This is a genomic window from Rhodobacterales bacterium HKCCA1288 (genome assembly GCA_015693905.1).
Taxonomy (GTDB): Bacteria; Pseudomonadota; Alphaproteobacteria; order Rhodobacterales; family Rhodobacteraceae; genus M30B80.
Window position 1 is genome coordinate 1,595,001 of record CP065161.1, and the last position, 20,292, is coordinate 1,615,292.

At 56.2% G+C, this 20,292-nt stretch carries 22 protein-coding genes and 1 tRNA gene (1 of these 23 cut by a window edge); 13 read left to right on the forward strand and 10 right to left on the reverse strand.

Going from position 1 to position 20,292, the window contains the following annotated elements:
• On the reverse strand, positions 1-589 hold the 5' portion of the coding sequence (gene msrP, locus I3V23_07805) for a protein-methionine-sulfoxide reductase catalytic subunit MsrP (GenBank protein ID QPI84511.1). It extends 317 nt beyond the left edge of the window; only the first 589 of its 906 coding nucleotides appear in the window; it begins with the start codon at positions 587-589; the stop codon falls past the left edge of the window.
• Positions 590-893: 304 nt separating this feature from the next.
• On the opposite strand from msrP, the gene I3V23_07810 reads away from it, so the two are divergent.
• On the forward strand, positions 894-1,376 hold the full coding sequence (locus tag I3V23_07810) for a fasciclin domain-containing protein (GenBank protein ID QPI84512.1): 483 nt from the start codon (positions 894-896) through the stop codon (positions 1,374-1,376).
• A 58-nt stretch (positions 1,377-1,434) separates the two neighbouring features.
• Here the strand turns inward: I3V23_07810 and clpB are convergent, their stop codons facing one another.
• Positions 1,435-4,050 (reverse strand): ATP-dependent chaperone ClpB, encoded by a 2,616-nt coding sequence (gene clpB / locus I3V23_07815; GenBank protein QPI84513.1) that lies wholly within the window; start codon positions 4,048-4,050, stop codon positions 1,435-1,437.
• Between the two features lie 117 nt (positions 4,051-4,167).
• Positions 4,168-4,941 carry a hypothetical protein gene (locus I3V23_07820; GenBank protein QPI84514.1) on the reverse strand — a complete coding sequence of 258 codons (774 nt, stop codon included), beginning with the start codon at positions 4,939-4,941 and terminating at the stop codon, positions 4,168-4,170.
• Positions 4,942-5,085: 144 nt separating this feature from the next.
• On the opposite strand from I3V23_07820, the gene pyrF reads away from it, so the two are divergent.
• Both pyrF and I3V23_07830 read left to right on the forward strand, forming a co-directional pair.
• Positions 5,086-5,781 carry an orotidine-5'-phosphate decarboxylase gene (gene pyrF / locus I3V23_07825; protein ID QPI84515.1) on the forward strand — a complete coding sequence of 232 codons (696 nt, stop codon included), beginning with the start codon at positions 5,086-5,088 and terminating at the stop codon, positions 5,779-5,781.
• Between the two features lie 11 nt (positions 5,782-5,792).
• The gene (locus I3V23_07830; GenBank protein ID QPI84516.1) at positions 5,793-7,046 is read left to right on the forward strand and encodes a DNA polymerase IV; all 1,254 of its coding nucleotides are present in this window, start codon (positions 5,793-5,795) and stop codon (positions 7,044-7,046) included.
• Here I3V23_07830 and I3V23_07835 read toward each other — a convergent pair whose 3' ends face one another.
• Positions 7,047-7,931, reverse strand: coding sequence for an N-formylglutamate amidohydrolase (locus tag I3V23_07835; protein ID QPI84517.1), 885 nt, complete (start codon positions 7,929-7,931; stop codon positions 7,047-7,049).
• 174 nt (positions 7,932-8,105) lie between these two features.
• On the opposite strand from I3V23_07835, the gene I3V23_07840 reads away from it, so the two are divergent.
• Positions 8,106-8,180: transfer RNA gene (locus I3V23_07840), tRNA-Val, on the forward strand.
• Positions 8,181-8,243: 63 nt separating this feature from the next.
• Positions 8,244-8,369 carry a 50S ribosomal protein L36 gene (gene rpmJ, locus I3V23_07845; protein QPI84518.1) on the forward strand — a complete coding sequence of 42 codons (126 nt, stop codon included), beginning with the start codon at positions 8,244-8,246 and terminating at the stop codon, positions 8,367-8,369.
• Positions 8,370-8,438: 69 nt separating this feature from the next.
• Here the strand turns inward: rpmJ and I3V23_07850 are convergent, their stop codons facing one another.
• A complete protein-coding gene (locus tag I3V23_07850; protein QPI84519.1) occupies positions 8,439-8,966 on the reverse strand; it encodes a DUF4329 domain-containing protein in 528 nt (175 codons plus the stop codon).
• 267 nt (positions 8,967-9,233) lie between these two features.
• Here I3V23_07850 and I3V23_07855 point away from each other — a divergent pair, with 267 nt between their 5' ends.
• Together I3V23_07855 and I3V23_07860 are read left to right on the forward strand one after the other, a co-directional pair.
• Positions 9,234-10,277, forward strand: coding sequence for a saccharopine dehydrogenase (locus tag I3V23_07855; protein QPI84520.1), 1,044 nt, complete (start codon positions 9,234-9,236; stop codon positions 10,275-10,277).
• Positions 10,278-10,290: 13 nt separating this feature from the next.
• Positions 10,291-11,433 carry a saccharopine dehydrogenase NADP-binding domain-containing protein gene (locus I3V23_07860; protein ID QPI84521.1) on the forward strand — a complete coding sequence of 381 codons (1,143 nt, stop codon included), beginning with the start codon at positions 10,291-10,293 and terminating at the stop codon, positions 11,431-11,433.
• Here I3V23_07860 and I3V23_07865 read toward each other — a convergent pair.
• From I3V23_07865 to I3V23_07880, 4 genes are read right to left on the reverse strand one after another with little or no spacing between them, the layout of a single operon-like run.
• Entirely contained in the window at positions 11,430-12,158 is a 729-nt protein-coding gene (locus I3V23_07865; protein QPI84522.1) for an SDR family NAD(P)-dependent oxidoreductase, read from the reverse strand. The genes I3V23_07860 and I3V23_07865 overlap by 4 nt on opposite strands.
• A 30-nt stretch (positions 12,159-12,188) precedes the next feature.
• Positions 12,189-13,427 (reverse strand): MFS transporter, encoded by a 1,239-nt coding sequence (locus I3V23_07870; protein ID QPI84523.1) that lies wholly within the window; start codon positions 13,425-13,427, stop codon positions 12,189-12,191.
• A complete protein-coding gene (locus tag I3V23_07875) occupies positions 13,427-14,191 on the reverse strand; it encodes a DUF1365 domain-containing protein (GenBank protein QPI84524.1) in 765 nt (254 codons plus the stop codon). Before I3V23_07875 ends, I3V23_07870 begins: the two co-directional genes overlap by 1 nt.
• A gap of 12 nt (positions 14,192-14,203) precedes the next feature.
• The gene (locus tag I3V23_07880; GenBank protein ID QPI84525.1) at positions 14,204-15,496 is read right to left on the reverse strand and encodes an FAD-dependent oxidoreductase; all 1,293 of its coding nucleotides are present in this window, start codon (positions 15,494-15,496) and stop codon (positions 14,204-14,206) included.
• Positions 15,497-15,770: 274 nt separating this feature from the next.
• Between I3V23_07880 and I3V23_07885 the strand changes: the two genes are divergently transcribed.
• The 6 genes from I3V23_07885 to I3V23_07910 all read left to right on the forward strand — a co-directional run bounded on the left by I3V23_07885 (position 15,771) and on the right by I3V23_07910 (position 19,580).
• Positions 15,771-16,349, forward strand: coding sequence for a sigma-70 family RNA polymerase sigma factor (locus tag I3V23_07885; GenBank protein QPI84526.1), 579 nt, complete (start codon positions 15,771-15,773; stop codon positions 16,347-16,349).
• Positions 16,346-17,005: a cupin domain-containing protein gene (locus tag I3V23_07890; protein ID QPI84527.1), complete on the forward strand. Its 660-nt coding sequence runs from the start codon at positions 16,346-16,348 to the stop codon at positions 17,003-17,005. The genes I3V23_07885 and I3V23_07890 overlap by 4 nt, the downstream gene beginning before the upstream one ends.
• A 70-nt stretch (positions 17,006-17,075) precedes the next feature.
• Entirely contained in the window at positions 17,076-17,942 is an 867-nt protein-coding gene (locus I3V23_07895) for an MBL fold metallo-hydrolase (protein QPI84528.1), read from the forward strand.
• Positions 17,939-18,154, forward strand: a complete 216-nt coding sequence (locus I3V23_07900) for a hypothetical protein (GenBank protein ID QPI84529.1) — start codon at positions 17,939-17,941, stop codon at positions 18,152-18,154. The genes I3V23_07895 and I3V23_07900 overlap by 4 nt, the downstream gene beginning before the upstream one ends.
• 7 nt (positions 18,155-18,161) lie before the next feature.
• The gene (locus I3V23_07905; GenBank protein ID QPI84530.1) at positions 18,162-18,812 is read left to right on the forward strand and encodes an RluA family pseudouridine synthase; all 651 of its coding nucleotides are present in this window, start codon (positions 18,162-18,164) and stop codon (positions 18,810-18,812) included.
• Between the two features lie 114 nt (positions 18,813-18,926).
• Complete coding sequence (locus I3V23_07910; GenBank protein QPI84531.1) at positions 18,927-19,580, forward strand: peroxiredoxin; 654 nt, start codon at positions 18,927-18,929, stop codon at positions 19,578-19,580.
• A 35-nt stretch (positions 19,581-19,615) separates the two neighbouring features.
• On the opposite strand, the gene I3V23_07915 is transcribed toward I3V23_07910, so the two are convergent.
• Entirely contained in the window at positions 19,616-20,263 is a 648-nt protein-coding gene (locus I3V23_07915; protein ID QPI84532.1) for a L,D-transpeptidase, read from the reverse strand.
• Positions 20,264-20,292 lie beyond the last annotated feature (29 nt).

The window sequence follows — 20,292 nt, forward strand, 5'->3', positions numbered from 1 at the left end:
GGCGGCCATAAATCCCCGTGGCCATAATCGTCAGCGGATGCATCGCCTCGTCTAGGCGCAAACCCTCGCGATACGGCCAATCCAAAACAGGGTAGCGCAGGCCAGGCATCTCGTCTGGTCGCATGACAGTTTCAAACGCCACATAATTTGCGCCCTCCTGAACACCGACCCGTGTCAGAATATCTGCAAGTTCGATCCCATTCCATGGAATGACCATCGACCACGCCTCGACACAGCGAAAGCGATAGATGCGTTCTTCAACCTCAAGACCATCAATCAACTCGGCCAGATCATAGGTTCCAGGGTTGTCCACCAACCCATCCACCTCAATCGTCCAAGGCGAAGTTGTCAGGCTGCCTGCATTATTGGCAGGATCCTCTTTGCCCGTGCCGAATTCGTAGTAGTTGTTATAAGAGGTAATCTCTTCCCAAGAATTCGGGACAAGCTCCTGCGCGTTTGCCCGACCAAGACCAAGGGCGGTTGCACCAATCAAACCTGCCGCACCCGCCATGATTTGGCGGCGGTTGATATAGGCCGCATAAGGCGTGGCATCTGCAATGCTCAGATCATTTGTCCAACGTCTTGCCATCAGCTTACCCTTTCTGTCGTCACGTTTTGCGACGAACATGGACGCGGATGCGCCATTTCCCAAGCCTTGTTGCACGATCTCACGAAACTGTTTGCAACGCGTGATCGCAGTTTCATTCACATAGGCTCACACGCAATCACATCAAATTTATTGGAAGATCAAAATGCCCCGCGCTTCGGCGCGATACGCCGCGCGTCAAGTCACGCGCATTCACATCTGCACTATTGTTATCTCTATTTTTGCATCCATTTCGCAGCGAGACGGCAACCTGAACTTTAACCCCATATTGATTACGAGGCTAACCATGTTCAAACGCACTGCACTTGCACTTGCCACAACCGCAGCTTTTGCCACTTCGGCTTTTGCGATGGGTCACTCGAAGGATATCGTTGACACGGCCGCAGCCGCAGGCAGCTTTACCACGCTTCTGGCTGCTGCCGAAGCCGCAGGTCTGGTTGAGACGCTGAAAGGCGAAGGCCCTCTCACCGTGTTCGCACCAACAGACGAGGCGTTTGCCGCCTTGCCCGAGGGCACAGTTGAAACCCTGCTCTTGCCAGAAAACCGTGATCAGCTTGTCGCGATCCTGACCTATCACGTCATCGCAGGCGCGGTGATGTCTGGGGATCTTTCTGATGACATGACTGCCGCAACCGTTCAGGGCGCAGATATCACCATCGACCTCGACAATGGTGTGATGGTCAATGACGCCAATGTCGTCACCGCCGATATCGAAGCGTCAAACGGCGTGATCCATGTCATCGACAAGGTGATCATGCCTCCGATGTAATCCGCAACACGGATTGCGCATAAAGAAGGCCCCGCAAGATGCGGGGCCTTTTTCGATCTTAATGCACCACGGCATCATCAGGTTTGGGGCGATTTGTGGCCGCCACCCTGTCACCGATGATCAGGCCATCCGCACCTGCACTGACAACAACCCGCGCGCCATCCTTGACCTCACCGGCCAAGATCATCTCTGCCAACGGGTCTTGCAGGCTGCGTTGGATGACCCGCTTCAAGGGCCGCGCCCCGAAGACAGGATCATATCCTTCGGAGGCCAACCAATCCTTGGCCGCATCATCCAGATCAACGGTTATTTTACGCGCAGCGAGGCGTTTCGCCAAAAGCCCAAGCTGGATTTCAACAATCCCACCCATATCGGCGCGGCCCAAACGATCAAACACAATCATATCGTCTAGGCGGTTTAAGAACTCGGGGCGGAAATGCGCCCGCACCGCATCCATCACATCGCGCTTGGCGCCTGCAATGTCCCCACCATCTGGCAACTGACTGAGCGCTTGCGCCCCCAAATTTGACGTCAACACAATCAAGGTTTGTTTGAAGTCAACGCGCCGCCCTTGGCCATCAGTCAGGATGCCATCATCCAAGACCTGCAACAGGACATTGAACACCTCGGGATGTGCTTTTTCGACCTCATCAAAGAGGATCACCTGATAAGGTCTGCGCCGCACGGCTTCGGTCAGAACGCCGCCTTCGTCATATCCGACATAGCCCGGAGGCGCGCCGATCAAACGGGCAACCGCGTGTTTCTCCATGAATTCGGACATATCAATCCGCACCATGGCCTGATCATCGTCAAAGAGATATTCAGCCAAGGCTTTGGTCAATTCGGTTTTCCCTACACCCGTTGGCCCAAGGAATAGGAATGACCCAAGCGGGCGATTTTCATCCTGAAGCCCTGCCCGCGCGCGGCGCACCGCACGACTGACGGCAGAAACCGCCTCGCGCTGGCCGATGACGCGGCGGCCAAGCTCCTCCTCCATCCGCAAAAGCTTTTCTCGCTCCCCTTCCAACATTTTGGACATGGGGATCCCCGTCCAACGCTCGACCACAGCGGCAATTTGCTCGGGGCGCACAGCCTCTTCGACCATGACATCTTCTTCGGCATTCTCAGCCTCGGCCAATTGCCGCTCGAGATCAGGGATCACCCCATAGGACAATTCGCCTGCACGACCTAAATCGCCCCGCCGTTTGGCCTGATCCAATTCAGCCCGCGCTTGATCAAGCGCCTCTTTCAGCTTGCGCGCTGCATCAAGCTTGTCGCGCTCGCCCTGCCACTGTGCCGTCATTTGCGCAGATTGCTCCTGCAAATTGGCCAATTCTTTCTCAAGCTTTTCCAACCGTTCACGGCTGGCGCTGTCTTCTTCTTTCTTGAGCGCCTCAGCTTCGATCTGCATTTGCAGGATTTGACGATCAAGCGCGTCTAATTCTTCGGGCTTACTGTCGACCTCCATCCGCAAACGGCTTGCAGCCTCATCAACAAGGTCAATCGCCTTATCGGGCAAGAATCGATCCGTGATATAGCGGTTCGACAAGGTAGCCGCGGACACAAGCGCCGCATCCGAGATCCGCACCCCGTGGTGAAGTTCATACTTCTCTTTGATCCCGCGCAGGATAGAGATTGTATCTTCCACCCCAGGTTCTTCGACCATCAAAGGTTGGAACCGCCGCGCAAGAGCGGCATCTTTCTCAACATATTTGCGATATTCATCGAGCGTGGTTGCACCCACGCAATGAAGCTCGCCACGGGCAAGCGCAGGCTTGATCAGATTGGCCGCATCCATGGCACCATCAGATTTGCCCGCCCCGACCAGAACGTGCATCTCGTCAATAAAGAGGATGATTTCACCAGATGCAGCCTCGATTTCTTTCAAAATCGCCTTCAGCCGTTCCTCGAATTCACCGCGATATTTCGCACCCGCAATCAGCGCGCCCATATCCAAAGCCATCAAACGCTTGTCGCGCAGGCTTTCGGGAACGTCACCATTGATGATGCGCAAGGCAAGACCTTCGGCAATCGCGGTTTTCCCGACACCCGGCTCCCCAATCAGAACGGGGTTATTTTTGGTGCGGCGGCTGAGAACCTGCATCGCGCGGCGGATTTCCTCATCGCGCCCAATGATCGGGTCAATCTTCCCGTCCCGCGCAGCCTGCGTCAGATCTCGCGCATATTTCTTGAGAGCCTCATAGCCATCTTCAGCCGAGGCCGTATCAGCCGTGCGACCCTGACGGATGTCATTGATTGCAGCGTTCAGGGATTGAGCATTGACCCCGCCCGCCTCAAGCGCAGATTTCGCTGGCGATTTCACAAGGGCCAACGCGGTCAAAATCCGCTCGACAGGCACGAAACTATCGCCCGCTTTGGTGGCAAGCTTTTCGGCTTCGTCCAAAACCTTTACGGTTTGGCTGTCTATATAGACCTGCCCCGCATCCCCTGTGACTTTGGGTAATTTGACCATGGCGGCATCATTAGCAGCGCGCACCTCGCGCGCATCGCCCCCTGCCTTGGTGATCAGATTGCCTGCCATACCCTGCTCATCGTCAAGCAGGGCTTTGAGCATATGCTCTGGTGCCAATTTTTGGTGATCTTCGCGCTGCGCCACTGTTTGAGCGGCCTGAATGAACCCGCGCGCACGGTCTGTGAACTTTTCAAAGTTCATCGTCTGTCTCCTTCATCTAAGCACCCGTCTCGCACCACCCGCTTTGCGGCATGATGCATCTTTCGGGCCTTCTCTTTAAACTTGGGAGGTCAGCGCGCCTTGTTCAAGGGTTAAGGCTCAATCACGAATGCGTTCTGACAAAAGTTTTGCGGGCCGCAATCGCTCCGCCGCCTCAAAGAGCGAGAATGTTTGGTTGACGTAATTCGTCACCGCGGCCAGCTCATTCATATACCCCATCAATTCCGCTGTGCGGGCCGCCTCAACCAATTGAACTGCACGGGCGGGGTCATGGGTTTCAAACTGGACATAAAATAAAGGCTCCCCCCGCCTCAGCACCAAATCTTTCCCCGTTTGGTGCCATTCGAACGCCCACATCAGCGGACGCGGCCAAATATGCAGCGGAAACCGCCCCCCAAAAATCGTGCCCGGAAGGGGGTCTGTGCGGTAATGGGCAAAAGCGGCCAGTTGGGTCAGATAGATGGGCTCATCCGCAATGAAGCAATAGGGCAGTGCAAGCTGAATGGTCGGGCGATCAGCATAGCGCCATTCCGCCTCGGACACCAAGGTCACCACTTGGGCAATCTTATTGCCACGGATTGTGCTGCTCGTGCCTGCGCGATTGATCAAGACGGCCTTCCCATCTTTGTCACGCCCAAATCCTAAATGCAGATCATAGGGGCAGCGCACCATAAAGTAGCGGCTTTCCATCTGAACCACGGCAGGGCATCGCGCTGCTGATTTCGCATGCGCACGGCTGGCCCCGCGAGAGGCCACGCGTTCGGGCGCATCAAAAAGCACTGCGCCTTTTTCTTCGGTCAAAAACCACCCCACACGCGCAGGGCCCTGTTCGGGCTTTGCATCGTCACGCGACACTTCAATCGACAATTTCATGATCTGACGTTCCGTCCAGTTTAGCTATTCTGAGAATGAAGGTTGCAGAAGGGCGCGTCAATGCTGCCTTGGTCGGGCAATTGACCCACGGGCCAAGCATCGCTACCACGGGACGGAAGCCCAACCCATGAATAAGGACGTCCAATGACCGCTGCATCTGACCGCTTGATTGTTGCCCTTGATGTGCCACATGCGGTGGCGGGTTTAGAATTGGCCGCCAAACTTGGCAATGCAGTCAGCTTTTACAAAATCGGCTTGGGGATGCTGACGGGCGGCGGGCTTGCCTTGGCGCAAGAGCTGAAAGACGAACACGGCAAGCGCATCTTCCTCGACATGAAGCTATTCGATATCGGCGCAACAGTCGAAGCGGCGGTGCGCGGGCTTGCCCAATTCGACCTCGATTTTCTGACTGTGCATGGTGATCCCCATGTCGTGCGCGCGGCAAAAGAAGGGGCTTCTGGACACAAGACCAAGATTCTGGCTGTGACCATCCTCACCTCATTGGATCGCGCGGATTTAGACGCAAGCCTGATCACCGCAGGCGACATTCCCGATCTAGTCACAACCCGCGCTGCGCGTGCCTTTGAAGCGGGCGCAGATGGGGTTATCGCCTCACCACAGGAGGCCGCAATGATCCGCGCCCTGCCCGAGGCCGCAGGACGCCTCATCGTCACCCCAGGTGTGCGCCCCGCAGGCAGCGCGCTTGGCGACCAAAAGCGCGTTGCCACACCAGCCCAAGCCATCTCTGACGGGGCCGATCACATCGTGGTGGGGCGCCCAATCTGGCAAGCCGCCGACCCCGCTGCAGCCGCCCGCGCCGTGTTGGCGGAGATTGGCTAAGGGCGCCGCCCATGCCCGCCCTCTGCCGCGATTGTCTGAGCGAGTTTGAGGCAGGCAGCCGCTGCCCCGACTGCGGGCGGCCAAATGTGATCTCTCATCCTGAACTGTTCGATCTATCCATCGCGCATATGGATTGTGACGCATTTTACGCTTCGGTGGAAAAACGGGACAATCCCGATCTTGCGGATAAACCCCTCATCATCGGTGGCGGGCGGCGTGGTGTCGTCTCGACTGCCTGTTATATTGCCCGCATCCGTGGCGTGCGCTCTGCCATGCCGATGTTTCAGGCTCTTAAACTTTGCCCTGACGCGGTGGTGCTGCGGGGGCGGATGTCGCATTACGCGGCAGTCTCGCGCGAAATTCGCGCATTGATGAACGAACTGACCCCCGCGATTGAGCCGTTATCGCTTGACGAGGCCTTTTTAGATCTCTCGGGCACGGGCAAATTACATGGTCACCCGCCCGCTGTGATGTTGGCGCGCTTGGTCAAACGAATGAAAACCGAATTGGGGCTGACGGGGTCGATTGGCCTCAGCCATAATAAATTTCTGGCCAAAATCGCCTCTGACCTCGACAAGCCACAGGGCTTTGCGGTGATTGGCCAAGCGGAAACACAAGATTTCCTGACTCAAAAGCCCGTGTCGATGCTGTGGGGAATTGGCGCAGCCGCACAGGCGAATTTGCAGGCGGCAGGCATTCACAAAATCGGTGATCTGCGCCGTTGGCCCAAAGATGAATTGATCGCGCGTTTCGGCGCATGGGGCGCGCGACTGCATGATTTGTCTTTCGGACGGGACAACCGCAAAATCTCGGCTACGCGCGAGGTGAAATCAATCTCAAACGAAACCACCTTTCCCAATGATCTCCGTGATCCTGATTTGCTCGATGGACATATCTGGCGTCTGGCAGAAAAGCTATCGGCACGGGCAAAAGCGCAGGGGCTTGCAGGGCGTGTTGTGGTGTTGAAATTGAAAACCCATGATTTCAAAACGCTGACCCGCCAGACCGCTCTGCCCGATGGCACGCAAATGGCAGACCGCATTTATGCGCAAGCCGCGCAATTGCTCGCGGCTAATCTGAAATTTGCGCCCTTTCGACTGATCGGTTTGGGGCTGGGGGATTTGATCCCCGAAGCTCAGGGGGATCGCGCAGGCAATCTGCTTGACCCACAAGAGGCCAAACGCCTCCAAGCGGAACGCGCCTCGGATGAAATTCGCAAAAAATTTGGCGATCAAGCGATCGTAAAGGGCCGCGCGCTGCGATGATCACTCAGCGGCGAGGGGCTGCGCGTCAGTTTCCTTAAAGGCCTTAATGACCTGAGCCAAAGCCGCTGTGACCCGCAGACGGGTATCTTCGAACCCTTCATTTTGGGCAATCGCAGCCTCATCCATATAAAGAGCGCGGTCAATTTCGATTTGCACAGCATGAAGCCCGCGGTTCGGCTTGCCATAGGCTTGGGCAATATACGCCCCTGCAAAGGGCGTGTTGCGCGCCACAGTGAACCCTTGCTCTTCAAATGCGGCATGGACAAGATCAACAATCTCACGATCTGCGGCACCACCAAACCGATCCCCCAGAATGAGATCGGGGCGCTTAGTTTTGCTGCCCACCAAAGCTGCGCCCAAGGCGTCATGGGGCATGGAATGCATATCCAGCAAAATGGCGCGGCCAAATTGCGCGCGCGCAGTAGCCATCAAATCACTCAGACAGGCGTGATAGGGATACCAAACACGGGCCAGACGCGCCTCAGCCTCAGCGCGGGTGATCTTGCCGCGATAAATACTTCGCCCATTGGCCACCACGCGCGGAATCACCCCAAGCCCTGCCGCAATGCGTGGCGATGCCGCCCCCCGCGCCACCCCGAAGATGACAGCGGGATCCAATTCATCCGCATTGCGATTGAGATCAACATAGGCACGCGGGAATCGAGCCTTTAAAAACGGAACCCCAAATTCAGCAGTGCGTTCCGCCAAAAGATGCACAAACGCATCTTCGGAACTGCGGATTTGGTGGGGATCAATATCAATCGCGCCCAGAAACTCTGCGGGATAGACATCACCAGAATGCGGCGAAGCCACAACAACAGGGGCCAGATGCACCTCTGGCAAGGTCAAATCATAGGCGGGACTGCTATTTTGTGCGTTTCTCATGTGTTGGATATAGCCCAGTTCTGGAAAATACCAAAAGCCCTTGAACCGCCCCGCGATTCCTTTTAAAGACCGCGCTACTGCGGAACGGGCTTGGCTCGTGACGTCCGTTTTTCTGTTTCATTTGGCTTTACCTTAAGGCCGCGTGGAAAAAGCGGTGCGATCCGTAACGACATCGGGCGGTTAGCTCAGCGGTAGAGCACTACGTTGACATCGTAGGGGTCACTGGTTCGATCCCAGTACCGCCCACCATCGGCACAATCCCGTGCCAAACGAACAAAGGCGCACCGCCGCGCCGCGAGAAGGAGAAGACCCATGAAGGTCAAGAATTCGCTCCGTTCGCTCAAGCAGCGTCACCGCGATTGCCGCGTCGTGCGCCGCAAGGGCCGCGTCTATGTGATCAACAAGACGCAGCGCCGCTTCAAAGCCCGTCAGGGCTAAGCCAAGCGCAAGAGCTTATGATCTAATGAAAAACGCCGCCCTCTTTTGGGGCGGCTTTTTTCTTTGCGCCTACCAACCAGATTGGCGATCTTCTAATTCGTCCAAACTATAGCTGTCTTGGATTTGATCTGAGACATCCTCACGATAACGCGGATCTTGGCCCATGCAATTCGGCCCACAGATCAGATAGGCAACCCCATCCTCTCCGTCATTGAACCATAGCCGCCCACCCGGTGTGGCGACATATCCATTAACGCCTTCGTCTATGTCGCCCGCGAGATCCTCAACGGACGGCACCTCACTATCGGCATCAGGGTCATAGCCTGCATGGGTGTGGAAGGATGCCGTAACCTCGACAAAGCGGCTTTCATCCCCACGCGACAGACAGGAATCCGATGTCCCCCGTGTCACCTCGGTCGCCATATAGGTGCCATCGGGCATCAGGCCAATATAGCCGCAATATTCTCGATTCTCCGCGAAAGATCGGCTTTGCAGTTCTAACAATATCTCGCGCGCCGCCTCCATCTCGCCCGCAGGTTGGGCCGTGGCCATGATCGGACAAAGGCCAAAAGCCCCAAGCATCACTATGTGCCGCATCTTCATTTTTCATAAAACCCCAAGAAACCCATCTTGTCGCAAATTTGCGGCCCGCATCAAAATGGGGCAAGTTTTCTGCGACACGGCACAGCAAACGGCCTCACAATTCCCTAAAAAGAGGCATAAAAAACACAATAAGACCGCCGCAGATACGATGCTGCGCCGTCTTGCAACTCGCCCGCGCATATGCGCTTTTGTGCCAAAAGCGCGGTTGCCGCAAAAAGCTGGCTCGCCTAAAGACAGATCCGCATTTGGAAGGAAGAGGGCATGACACATATCTGGCTGCGCGCCGAAGAACGCGAAAGCGAGGAGCGGGTGGGACTAACCCCAGAAGGCGCTGCCGCACTGATCGCCAAAGGCATGAAAATTACGGTTGAAGAAAGCCCTGCGCGCGTGATCCCTTTGGAGGGATATATCAAAGCAGGCTGTGCAACCGCACCCTTTGCCTCGTGGGCGGATGCCCCCCAAGATGCGATCATCTTCGGCCTCAAAGAATTGCCAGAAACCGATCAACCCCTGCACCATCGTCACATCATGTTCGGACATGCCTATAAGGGCCAACCTGCAGGACAAAGGTTGTTGAAACGATTCAAGGCGGGCGGCGGCACGCTTTACGATTTGGAATATCTGGTCGATGAAAATGGCCGCCGTGTAGCCGCCTTTGGATATTGGGCGGGGTTCGCGGGCGCGGCAGTGTCGCTGAAGGCGCTTATTGCACAACCCAACGTCATGGGGCCGATCCAAGGCTATCCCAACAAAGACGCTTTGATTGCCGAATTGCAGCGTGAGATGACAGCAATTGATCTGCCCCGCGCCATCATCATCGGTGCCTTGGGGCGGGTCGGGACAGGCGCGCGCGATCTTTGCGCGGCACTTGGTATTCCAGTGGCTGCTTGGGACATGGCAGAAACGGCATCAGGCGGGCCATTCCCAGAAATTCTGGATCATGAAATGTTCCTCAATTGCATTCTCGCGGATCCTTCTGTGCCCGTATTTGTGCCTCAAAGCGCCAAAGAGGCCCCGCGCGCATTGCGCGTCATTGGGGATATTGCCTGCGATCCAAGTTCCGATTTCTCGCCAATCAAGGTCTATGATCATGTCACCACATGGGGGAAACCTGCGTTGCGGGTGCATGATGCGCCACCATTGGATGTCATGGCGATTGACAATCTACCCTCTCTCTTGCCGCTAGAAAGTTCGGAAGATTACGCCGCGCAGCTTTTGCCATCTTTGCACGGGTTAGGGGATTTAACCCAAGGCGTGTGGGGCCGCGCCAAGGCCCGCTTTGACCACCATATCGCACAAGTTTAAGGGAGTTTAGATCATGACAATTCATTGGTGTGGAACAGGTCTGTCCTCCATTCCAGGCCTGCGCCATCTGATTGAAACCGAAGGCGATGTGGTCGTGTGGAACCGCAGTGTCGACAAAGCTAAGGCCGCTGTGGGGGATATCGCAAAAGACATCCGCGCGTTTGATATGGCAGCCCTCGCCGAAGCCACGAAAAAGGGCGATGTGGTAATCTCAATGCTGCCTGCCGATATGCATGTGCCGCTGGCCACAATGGCGATTGCGGCAGGGGCACATTTTGTCTCCTCCTCCTATATCGCACCTGAGATGCGCGCATTGGATGAGGCGGCACGCAAGGCTGGGGTTCGCGTGATCAATGAAGTGGGCCTTGACCCGGGCATTGACCATTTGATGGCCCATGCCCTTATGCATGACTATCGCAACAGTGCTGCTTTTGATCCGCAAAATGCGCATGATTTCATCTCTTATTGCGGCGGGATTCCCAAAATCCCGAACCCGTTTCGCTACAAATTCAGCTGGTCGCCGCTTGGCGTTCTCAAGGCACTGCGGTCGCCTTCGCGTTCCATTGCCGATGGCAAAGAATTGAACGTCTCGCGGCCTTGGGATGCGATTTCGCACTACACCGCACCCCTTGAAACGCCAGAGGAATTTGAGGTCTATCCAAACCGCGATAGCCTGCCTTTCATGGCCGAATACGGGTTTGAAGCCGATTGGAATGTGCAGCGCTTTGTGCGCGGCACTTTGCGACTTGATGGGTGGTCTAAGGCATGGGCGCCCGTGTTCCGCGAAATCGAAACCCTCGAGGGGGCGGCGGGCGATGCGCGGCTGCGCGAGATGTCTGACCAATTCTGGCGCGAAAATTCCTATGAGGCAGATGAGCCAGACCGCGTTGTTTTATGCGTCTCTCTCAAGGCTGAGGTCGCGGGAACTGCACGGTGGCACAAAACCTATGTGATGGATGCATGGGGCGATGCGCGCGGCACAGCGATGGCGCGGCTTGTCTCAACCCCTGTCGCACTGGCCGTCAAAGCGGCAATCACAGGGGCCGTGCCTGCGGGCGTATCCGCTGCGCCGCATGATATCGGGCTTGTCCGCGACTGGATGGAGGTTGTGGGAACCCTTGCCCAAAGCCTGTCTGTGGTCGACCATCTCGCCTAGAAAATGCGGTAATAAAGCCAATCGGGGAAGAACTGACTGACCCTGAAAAACGCCCCAAAGCCCCATGGAAAACTGCAACTGAATTTCTTGCGCCGCATATGGCGCAAGAAAATATCTGCCGCAGGTGCGGCGTCCATGATGAACGGCATGGCAAAATTGTTCTTATCGGTCAGCCTTGTGCGGATGAAACCAGGGTTGACCAGTTGCACTGCAACATTGCTGCGCCGCATATCCACACGCAGGGATTCCGCCATATGCATCACCGCTGCCTTCGATGCGCCATAGCCCGTGGCCGAAGGAAGGCCACGAAAGCCCGATAGACTGCCCGTGATGACGATATGACCTGCATCCTTTGCCACGAATTGCGGCACGACATGGCCCAAGACGCGCGCCGCACCCATGACATTGATATCCATCATCGCCAAGACTTGGTCACTATCCCAAGCGCTGGCATGCATCGGCCAATAAACGCCTGCAAGATAGACTATCCCATCTATATCGCCGACATCCCTAGCGGCTTTAGCCACGCTTTTCGCGTCACTGACATCCATCGGCACAACCCGAGATGGGCCGTTTAGGCGTGTAGCAACCTCGTCAAGCCGCGCCTCAGATCGGGCGGATAAGATCACCTCCGCGCCCGCGCCAGATAATTTCTCAGCCAAGGCTGCACCCAACCCTTCGGATGCGCCGACAAGCCAATATGTCTTTCCTGCAAAATCTCGCATAAAATCCCCATCTCTCTCGCGAAGGTAAACCTAGCGCGCGCGTTCTTGTGGCAAAGGTGTGATGCTCAGAATCGTGATCGCAAGCAGCTTGAGCGCGCAGGGAACCGCCGCATAGAGCAGCACCAAGCGCGACAATGCCGCTTCGGGATTGGTCGCGCCCGCCTCAAACCCTGCGGCCTGCAACAGGGGCAATAGGGTAACGGCGGCGAAGGCCAAGGTGAATTTGGTCGCGAAAGACCACAATCCGAAGGCTGCGCCCGCCTCAGGTGCGATTTTGGACAAATGACGCGAGAAAATGGCAGGTAGGATCGTCAAATCTGCCCCAAGCGCCATGCCCGAAGCCAAACAAATCAAAGCAAAAGCGACCACATCGCCCGCCCCCAAAGCGAGGGTGAAGGCGAAGGCTAAAATCGACAAAGCCATGCCAAACAACAATATAGGCTTGGCCCCGAAGCGCGTGGCGGCCCGTGTCCAAAATGGGGCGGAAAGCGCGGCAGCGAGGAAGAACAACAACAAAAGCGGCCCCTCCCATCCAAGAGCCTGCAACACCCCTTCAACGTAGAACAGGAAAAGGGTGGAGGTCACCGCGACTGGGGCGGCATTGATCAAAGCAATGCCCAACAAACGCCGCGCCGTCTGATCGCGCAAGATTGTGCCAAAGGCGGTTGGCGGTGTCGCCGCCCCCTGCCCCCAGTCAGGGCGCATCAACACATAGGCAAGGGCGCAAAGACCCACAAAGCCAATCGCAAAACCCGTAAACGGGTTGGGCAAGAAGCTTGCCAATGCAATCGGGGCAACTGACGCCAAGCATACCCCCAACAACCCCCCCGTTTCGCGCCATGTGGCAAGGCGCAAATGACCATCTTTTCCAAGCCGCTCGGCGGTTTGCACACCCTCGGCGTAAAAGCAGATCGTGAGGAAGGAGAAAGACGAGAACAATCCGATTAAGGTCAGCGCAAACCACCACATCGGGGCAATCGGGGGCGCAATGGCAAAGAGGCCATACATGGAGGCGGCAAGGATCGTCACAGCGCCAGCCACCATGCCCCCCCGATAGGCGCGGGTGGTGCGTGCCAACCATCCCAAAGCGGGGTCTTGCACCACATCAAATAACCGCAAGCCGAAAAGGATGCCCCCCAGCGCCGCAAGGCCCAAGCCATATTCATCGACATAGAATTTAGGAGCATGGATATAAATGGGCAGGCCCGCGCTCGACAGCATGGCGGCAAAAACTGCGTAGCCCGCCAAGGGCGCGCTGCGCTCAACCATCAAGACACCTCGCGTTCGGGCGGCTCAGGGCGCGGACGATAGGGCGCGCCCTTGATCCATAATTTCAGCGCCTGCCAATGGATCAGGCCCAAAACCCTGCGCGACCCAAAAGGCCGCCGCCATAAGGCGCGCAAGATATCGCCATTGCGCAACGGACGGCGCGCGCCGGTCAGCGTGGCATAAAGCCCCTCATTCCCCGTGGCATAATCAATGAAAATCCCCACCCGATCCGCACGAATATCAAAGCGGAATTCATAACCGCCCTCAATTTCTTGGAAGGGCGAGACGTGGAAGATCTTTTTCGCGCGCAGAATATCGTGACGGGTGATTTCCTCGAGATCTTCGCGATGGCAAAGATAGGAATGCCGATCACCGAAAGTATTAGAAACTTCGGCAATAACAACGCGCAGGCGCGCTTGGGTATCATAGGCCAACCAAAAACTGACAGGGTTGAACACATGACCCAAGAGACGCGGTTGCGCCAAAAGCATCAGTTGCCCTTGGGTCTGCTCGGCCAATCCATGCGCGTCCAAAACAGCGCGCGCCCAACTGGCCCCCGCTCCGTTTTTGGGCGCACCGCCATGGTCAAGATCCCGTAGGGATGCAAGATTTCCCTTGTTCCGGCCAAACAATGCGGGGGCAATCAGATCATCCGCCTCTGCATCAAGCATCACGTAATCAATGGAATATCGAAACGCATTTTCCACAGCGCCCCTGCGGCCATGAAACGTTTCGCCTGCGATATAATCCACCGATGATGACACTGCTTTCTCCCGTCAGGCCGCCGCGACCATGCGATCCCGTTCGGCCATGGCATTGACCACATCAATCGCACTGGCCAACCCGTCCTCGTGGAACCCATTTTTCATCCACGCCCCGCAGAACCAAGTGTTTCCGGTGCCATTCATGGCCCGCACTGTGCCTTGCGCAGCTAGTGCGGCCAAATCATAAACGGGATGACGGAAGGTTGCTGTGTCATAGATCAAATCATCTGCAATTTCACCGCGGCTGTTCAATGTCACAAACAGCGGGTCAGATTTTGGGATAGGTTGCAGGCGGTTCATCCAATAGGTCAGATCAATTGGGCCACCGCTATGGCCTGCACGCTCGGTGTAATTCCAACTTGCCCATGTGACTTCGCGTAATGGCATCGCGCGGCGATCTGCGTGCAACACCATTTCATTGGGCTGATAGCGGACTGCGCCAAGGGCGGCTTGTTCTTGCGTGGTCGGATCGGCCAAGAGCGCCAAACTGTCATCAGAATGTGTTGCAAATACCACCTCGTCAAAGCGCTGCCATTGGCCATCGCGGCGGAGCTCAACACCGCCCGCCACGCGCTTGACCTTGTCCACACCTGCATTGGTGACGATGGTCACCCCGCGCTCGCTCAACGCGCGCTCAAGCCGCGTGACATATTCAATAGAACCGCCATGCACAGTCCACCATTGGTGTTGGCCTGACGCCTGCAGCAAGTTGTGGTTTTGGAAAAACCGCACAAGGGCCTGGGCGGGGAAATCCATGATCTCCTCTTTCGGGGTCGACCAAATCGCGCCAGAAATTGGGGTCAGATAGTAATCGCGAAACCACGCGCCCATACCCAACTCATCCATGAACTCGCCCAAGGTTTGTGAGCTGTCATTGGCCAAACTGGCCGCCTGCGCGTTAAAGCGCATGATGTCGGCCAACATGCGCAGATATTGCGGCCGCATGAGGTTTTTGCGTTGCGCGAAAAGCGCCTTGAGCGAATGCAGGCCATATTCAATCGCCCCGCCCCCGATTGAGGCCGCAAAACTCATGTCACTCTCGACAACAGGAACCTGCAGCTCTTCGAACAGACGCACCAAATTGGGATAGTTGACGTAGTTGAATACGATGAACCCCGTATCAACAGGCTGATCGCGGTGGCGGCCTGCAACCACTGTGCGCGCGTGCCCCCCAAGGCGATGCTCCGCTTCAAACAAGGTTACCTTGGCATTTGGCGCAAGGTAATAAGCGGCCCCCATCCCTGAGATCCCTCCCCCGATGACGGCCACAGTGCGAGGGGGGGCGGGAGGTGTTTCAAATGGCACGGATGTTTTCCTTGTTAGTGTTCTTTCTCTGTCTAGCCAAGTTTACGCCCCCTGTCGCGCCTTGGATTAAAAATTGCCTCAATTTTTTCTAAGCGTGCGTCAAAGTTCGAAGGGGGGACGGCGCTCACGATAATTTTTTGATCCAACCCTGTAACCTGCGCGTAACCGTGTTATGCTCGACCTTGATGTTCATAATTTGACGGCAGGTAACCCTCGCGATGCACATTGCGCGCAAGGTCGGCATGAGTCAGCCCCCGCTGATGCGGAACCGCTGATGTCAAAACCGCTGACCCCTCCCCCCCTCAAGGCGCAGTCCTGCGAATGGATCGCCGAAGTGATGGCGATTGCGCAAGATCGTGATCAAGCGGCCTTCGCTGCTTTGTTTCGGCATTTCGCCCCACGCGTTAAGGCCTTTTTGATCAAGTCAGGCGCGGATGAGACGCTGGCGGAAGAATGCATGCAGGATGTGATGGCCACTTTGTGGCGCAAAGCACATCTGTTTGATCCCGCACGGGCCTCGGTTGCGACATGGATTTTCACCATTGCGCGGAACCGCAAGATTGACCTGTTGCGCAAATATGCACGACCAGAGCCAGAAGATTTACCATGGGGGCCAGAGGCAGAACCCGACCAAGAAGATGTTCTTGCCCTCCAACAAGAGAGCCGCAAACTGGCCGAAGCCCTAAAAAGACTACCTCAGAAACAAAGAGTTTTGATCGAAAAAGCCTATTTTGGGGATCTCAGCCATGGCGAGATTGCAACAGAAACTGGCCTGCCCCTTGGCACGATCAAATCGAGAATTAGGTTGGCGCTAGAGAGATTGCGTCATAACATGAGCCAAGCGACCAAATGACCGAAGTAAAACACCATATCAGTGACGACTTTTTGATCGGCTACGCGGCAGGCAGTTTGCCTGCGGCTTTCGATCTTGTTGTCGCCACTCATGTCTCGCTCAGTGATGACGCCCGCGCAAGGCTGCATGCCTTTGATGCGGTTGGCGGCTGCATCCTAGACGAAATGGACGAGGCCCCCCTTGCACAGGACAGCCTTTCCAAAACCCTGAGCCTTATTAATGAAAACGCCGCATCAGACGCGGCCAGCTCGCAAAATCAAACTCAGCCAGAAGATGGCATTTTCCCTGCCCCGCTGCGCGATATGATTGGGTGCGATTTGGCAGATGTGAAATGGCGCCCGATTGGAATGGGCTGCAAGCAAGCGATTATCAGCGAAGGCAAGGACGCCACCGCGCGGCTTTTGTTCATTCCAGCGGGCCAGGCGATGCCCCGCCACACACATCGCGGAACCGAAATGACCTTGGTGCTTCAAGGGGCCTATCGTGATGAAACCGACCGTTTCGGGCGTGGTGACATCGAAATTGGTGATGAAACCATGAACCACACCCCTGTGGCTGAGGCGGGCGAAGATTGCATTTGTCTGATTGCCACTGATGCGCGCCTGAAATTTGAAGGCCTGTTGCCGCGTATCGCGCAAACATTCCTGCGCATCTGATCAACTGGCCGCTTTCCATTCACGCCCTGCTTGGCTAGGCAGGGGCGTGAACAGGCGAAAGGGCGCTCTCATGTCCAACAAAGTCGTGCTTATGGGTGTAAAAGGCGGGCCTGCAATTCGCCCCAATGGCCCAATGCCCACCTCTAGCTTGCTTGAGATTGCAGGGCGCAGCTGTGTTGTGGATTGCGGACTTGGTGTGTCCAAGGGGCTTGTGCAGACAGGGCTTTCGCTCAAATCGCTTGATCTGATTTTCATCACCCATCTTCATTCAGACCATATTTTGGAATTGGGAGGGTTGATCCACACCGCTTGGACATCTGGCCTTGCCACCCCTGTCCATGTTTACGGCCCCAAAGGCATTGGCGCAGTATGGGAAGGGTTCCTTGCGTCCCTCGCCTTCGATATTGACCTACGCATTGATGATGAGGGCCGCCCCGATTTGCGTGGGTTGGTGACGATCGCCGAATATGATGAGGGCATCGTGGCAAATCTGCCAAATGGCCTAGTGGTGCGCGCGTTGCGGGTTGATCACCCCCCCATTCTTGATTGCTTTGCGCTACGCTTTGACAGCCCTGACTGGTCAGTCTGTTTTTCAGCCGATACCGCATATTTCCCACCTTTGGCCGATTTCGCCCGTGGATGTGATCTCTTGATCCACGAAGCCATGCTTGAGGCAGGGGTGGATCGCTTGGTCGCCCGCACCACGGGCGATGGGGCAAAACTCAAAGCGCATATTGTGCGCGCCCATACAGAGGCGCGTGATGCTGCCGAAATCGCACAAGCTGCTGGCGTGCCGCGTCTGGCCCGGCACCACCTTGTGCCCGCAGATGACCCCGAGATCACAGCCGATCACTGGCGCGCGGCCTGTGCAGATGCGTTCTCGGGCGAAATCATCATCGGTTACGATGGATGTGTGATAGAGGGGCCAAACTCATGAGCAAAAAGCGCAAATTCGGGCCAGATCGTGCCGAGCTTTGGTTTCGCCTCTGCTTTTCCTTGGTGGGTGTGGCCGCGCTTGGCGGTGCTGTCGCGTATCGTGGCCTGCCATCTGGCCCCGCAATGGCGGAGATTGGTATAATTGCGGGTGGGTTTTTCATTGGCAGCGCGATTTGGTCAGCATGGCGTTTGATCACGCGCGATCATCCCTAAGCCTCCCATGACCGAATTCGTCTACAGCCCCCCAAACACGCCCCTTGAATTGATCCATGAGGATCATGAACTGCTGGTCGTTAATAAGCCCGCAGGTCTTTTATCTGTTCCAGGCAAGGGGGAGCATCTGAAGGATTGCCTGATCACCCGCCTGCAAGCCGCCTTTCCTGAGGCCCTATTGGTGCATCGGCTGGATATGGATACCTCTGGCGTGATTGTCTTCGCGCGCACCCCCGCTGCACAGCGCCATTTGGGGCTGCAATTCGAAAAGCGGATGATGAAGAAATCCTACCTCGCCTTGGTCTGGGGCCAAGTTGACGGTAAAGAGGGCGTGATTGATCTGCCCCTGATTGTGGATTGGCCAAACCGCCCCTTGCAAAAAGTCTGCCACGAGACGGGCCGCGCGGCGGTGACGGAATGGAAGGTCTTGCGGCATGACGAGACAAGCACACGGATGCGGCTGTTCCCCCAAACGGGCCGCTCGCACCAATTGCGTATCCATATGCGGGAATTGGGACATCCAATTTTGGGCGATCCGTTCTATGCTACAGGGCCTGCACGCGACTTTCCGCGCCTCATGTTGCATGCAGAAACCCTGCGTCTGCGCCACCCTGATGGCGGGCGTGGCATGACCTTTCGAGCGAAAAACCCGTTCTAGGACCTGCGGCGCTTTGTCATGTCATAATTAGAATAATTCTAAAGATTGGGCCTGTAAGGCGCGAGTTAGCTTTCCTATATCGAGGGGATAACGGCAAAAAAAGGAACCTCCCCCATGGGCTTACGTATCAATGACATTGTCCCCAATCTTGAACTGACCACCGATCATGGCACCTTTAAATTCCATGACTGGATTGGCGATCAATGGGCCATTTTATTCTCTCACCCCAAAGATTTCACACCCGTCTGCACCACGGAATTCGGCGCAGTCTCTCAGCTTGGCGCAGAATGGGCCAAGCGCGGCACCAAAGTTATTGGCCTTTCCGTGGACAGCGTGGAAGAGCATGGCAAATGGAAATCAGACATTGAAAGCTTTGCTTCCGCCAAGGCCGAATTTCCAATCATTGCAGACCTTGATCTGACCGTGTCCAAAGCCTTTGATATGCTGCCAGCCGAGGCCTACCTGCCCGATGGTCGCACCGCCGCAGATAGTGCAAGCGTGCGCTCGGTCTTCATCATTTCGCCTGACAAGAAGGTGCAATTGATCATGACCTACCCCATGTCGGTTGGGCGCAATTTTGCCGAAGTTTTGCGCGCTCTGGATGCGTTGCAAGCCACCTTCGGGCAGCCAATTGCAACACCTGCAAATTGGCAACATGGCCAAGATGTGATCGTGGCGCTCTCGCTCAATGACGATCAAGCGCGTGAAAAGTTTGGCGAGATTGATGTGAAATTGCCTTACCTGCGCACCACGAAACAGCCAAGCTAATCAAAAAAGCCCCCGACACTCGGGGGCTTTTTATTTTACGCGGCAGTGCCGTTGCCTGTGATGGCGTAATTCGGCCTATGCAGATGCACGACCGTGCCAATCGGCAATTTTTCATAAAGCTCGATGACATGCGCGTTGACCATACGCACGCAGCCCGATGACGCGCTGGTGCCGATTGACCAAGGCTGTGGCGTGCCATGAATGCGCAAATAGGTATCGCGATCCCCGTCATAAAGATAAAGCGCGCGCGCACCCAATGGGTTTTCAGGCCCACCGGGGACACCGCTTGCAAATTCTGCGTAAAGATCTGGTTCGCGCGCAATCATCGCGGCTGTCGGTTGCCAACTCGGCCATTCAACCTTGCGGCGGATCGTATATTGCCCAGGCGATTGCAGGCCCGAACGGCCAACAGCCACGCCGTAGCGCATAGCGGTGCCATCATCGAGAATGTGGTAGAGATATTTTGCAATCGGGTCGACATGCACATGACCTGGCACCATGCCAGCCTTATGCACAATCCGTGTCGGCATCAGCCGGGGATGTAACCCCCACGGGTTTGGGCCTTGTGGTTCGGGGCGCTCAATCGTCTCGTCAAAGCCTACGGCATCTTGTGCCACGGCTGGGGTCGCAAGAAAAGCGGCGCTGCCTGCAAGAAACTGTCTGCGATCCATAGCAAAATCCATCGTTATGGGGCCAATTTATTAGCCGAAAT

Excerpts from the sequence above, each read along its gene's own strand:
- I3V23_07810 (QPI84512.1), top strand. The coding sequence starts at position 894 with ATGTTCAAACGCACTGCACTTGCACTTGCCACAACCGCAGCTTTTGCC.
- clpB (QPI84513.1), bottom strand. The coding sequence starts at position 4,050 with ATGAACTTTGAAAAGTTCACAGACCGTGCGCGCGGGTTCATTCAGGCC.
- I3V23_07820 (QPI84514.1), bottom strand. The coding sequence starts at position 4,941 with ATGAAATTGTCGATTGAAGTGTCGCGTGACGATGCAAAGCCCGAACAG.
- pyrF (QPI84515.1), top strand. The coding sequence starts at position 5,086 with ATGACCGCTGCATCTGACCGCTTGATTGTTGCCCTTGATGTGCCACAT.
- I3V23_07830 (QPI84516.1), top strand. The coding sequence starts at position 5,793 with ATGCCCGCCCTCTGCCGCGATTGTCTGAGCGAGTTTGAGGCAGGCAGC.
- I3V23_07835 (QPI84517.1), bottom strand. The coding sequence starts at position 7,931 with ATGAGAAACGCACAAAATAGCAGTCCCGCCTATGATTTGACCTTGCCA.
- rpmJ (QPI84518.1), top strand. The coding sequence starts at position 8,244 with ATGAAGGTCAAGAATTCGCTCCGTTCGCTCAAGCAGCGTCACCGCGAT.
- I3V23_07850 (QPI84519.1), bottom strand. The coding sequence starts at position 8,966 with ATGCGGCACATAGTGATGCTTGGGGCTTTTGGCCTTTGTCCGATCATG.
- I3V23_07855 (QPI84520.1), top strand. The coding sequence starts at position 9,234 with ATGACACATATCTGGCTGCGCGCCGAAGAACGCGAAAGCGAGGAGCGG.
- I3V23_07860 (QPI84521.1), top strand. The coding sequence starts at position 10,291 with ATGACAATTCATTGGTGTGGAACAGGTCTGTCCTCCATTCCAGGCCTG.
- I3V23_07865 (QPI84522.1), bottom strand. The coding sequence starts at position 12,158 with ATGCGAGATTTTGCAGGAAAGACATATTGGCTTGTCGGCGCATCCGAA.
- I3V23_07870 (QPI84523.1), bottom strand. The coding sequence starts at position 13,427 with ATGGTTGAGCGCAGCGCGCCCTTGGCGGGCTACGCAGTTTTTGCCGCC.
- I3V23_07885 (QPI84526.1), top strand. The coding sequence starts at position 15,771 with ATGTCAAAACCGCTGACCCCTCCCCCCCTCAAGGCGCAGTCCTGCGAA.
- I3V23_07890 (QPI84527.1), top strand. The coding sequence starts at position 16,346 with ATGACCGAAGTAAAACACCATATCAGTGACGACTTTTTGATCGGCTAC.
- I3V23_07895 (QPI84528.1), top strand. The coding sequence starts at position 17,076 with ATGTCCAACAAAGTCGTGCTTATGGGTGTAAAAGGCGGGCCTGCAATT.
- I3V23_07900 (QPI84529.1), top strand. The coding sequence starts at position 17,939 with ATGAGCAAAAAGCGCAAATTCGGGCCAGATCGTGCCGAGCTTTGGTTT.
- I3V23_07905 (QPI84530.1), top strand. The coding sequence starts at position 18,162 with ATGACCGAATTCGTCTACAGCCCCCCAAACACGCCCCTTGAATTGATC.
- I3V23_07910 (QPI84531.1), top strand. The coding sequence starts at position 18,927 with ATGGGCTTACGTATCAATGACATTGTCCCCAATCTTGAACTGACCACC.
- I3V23_07915 (QPI84532.1), bottom strand. The coding sequence starts at position 20,263 with ATGGATTTTGCTATGGATCGCAGACAGTTTCTTGCAGGCAGCGCCGCT.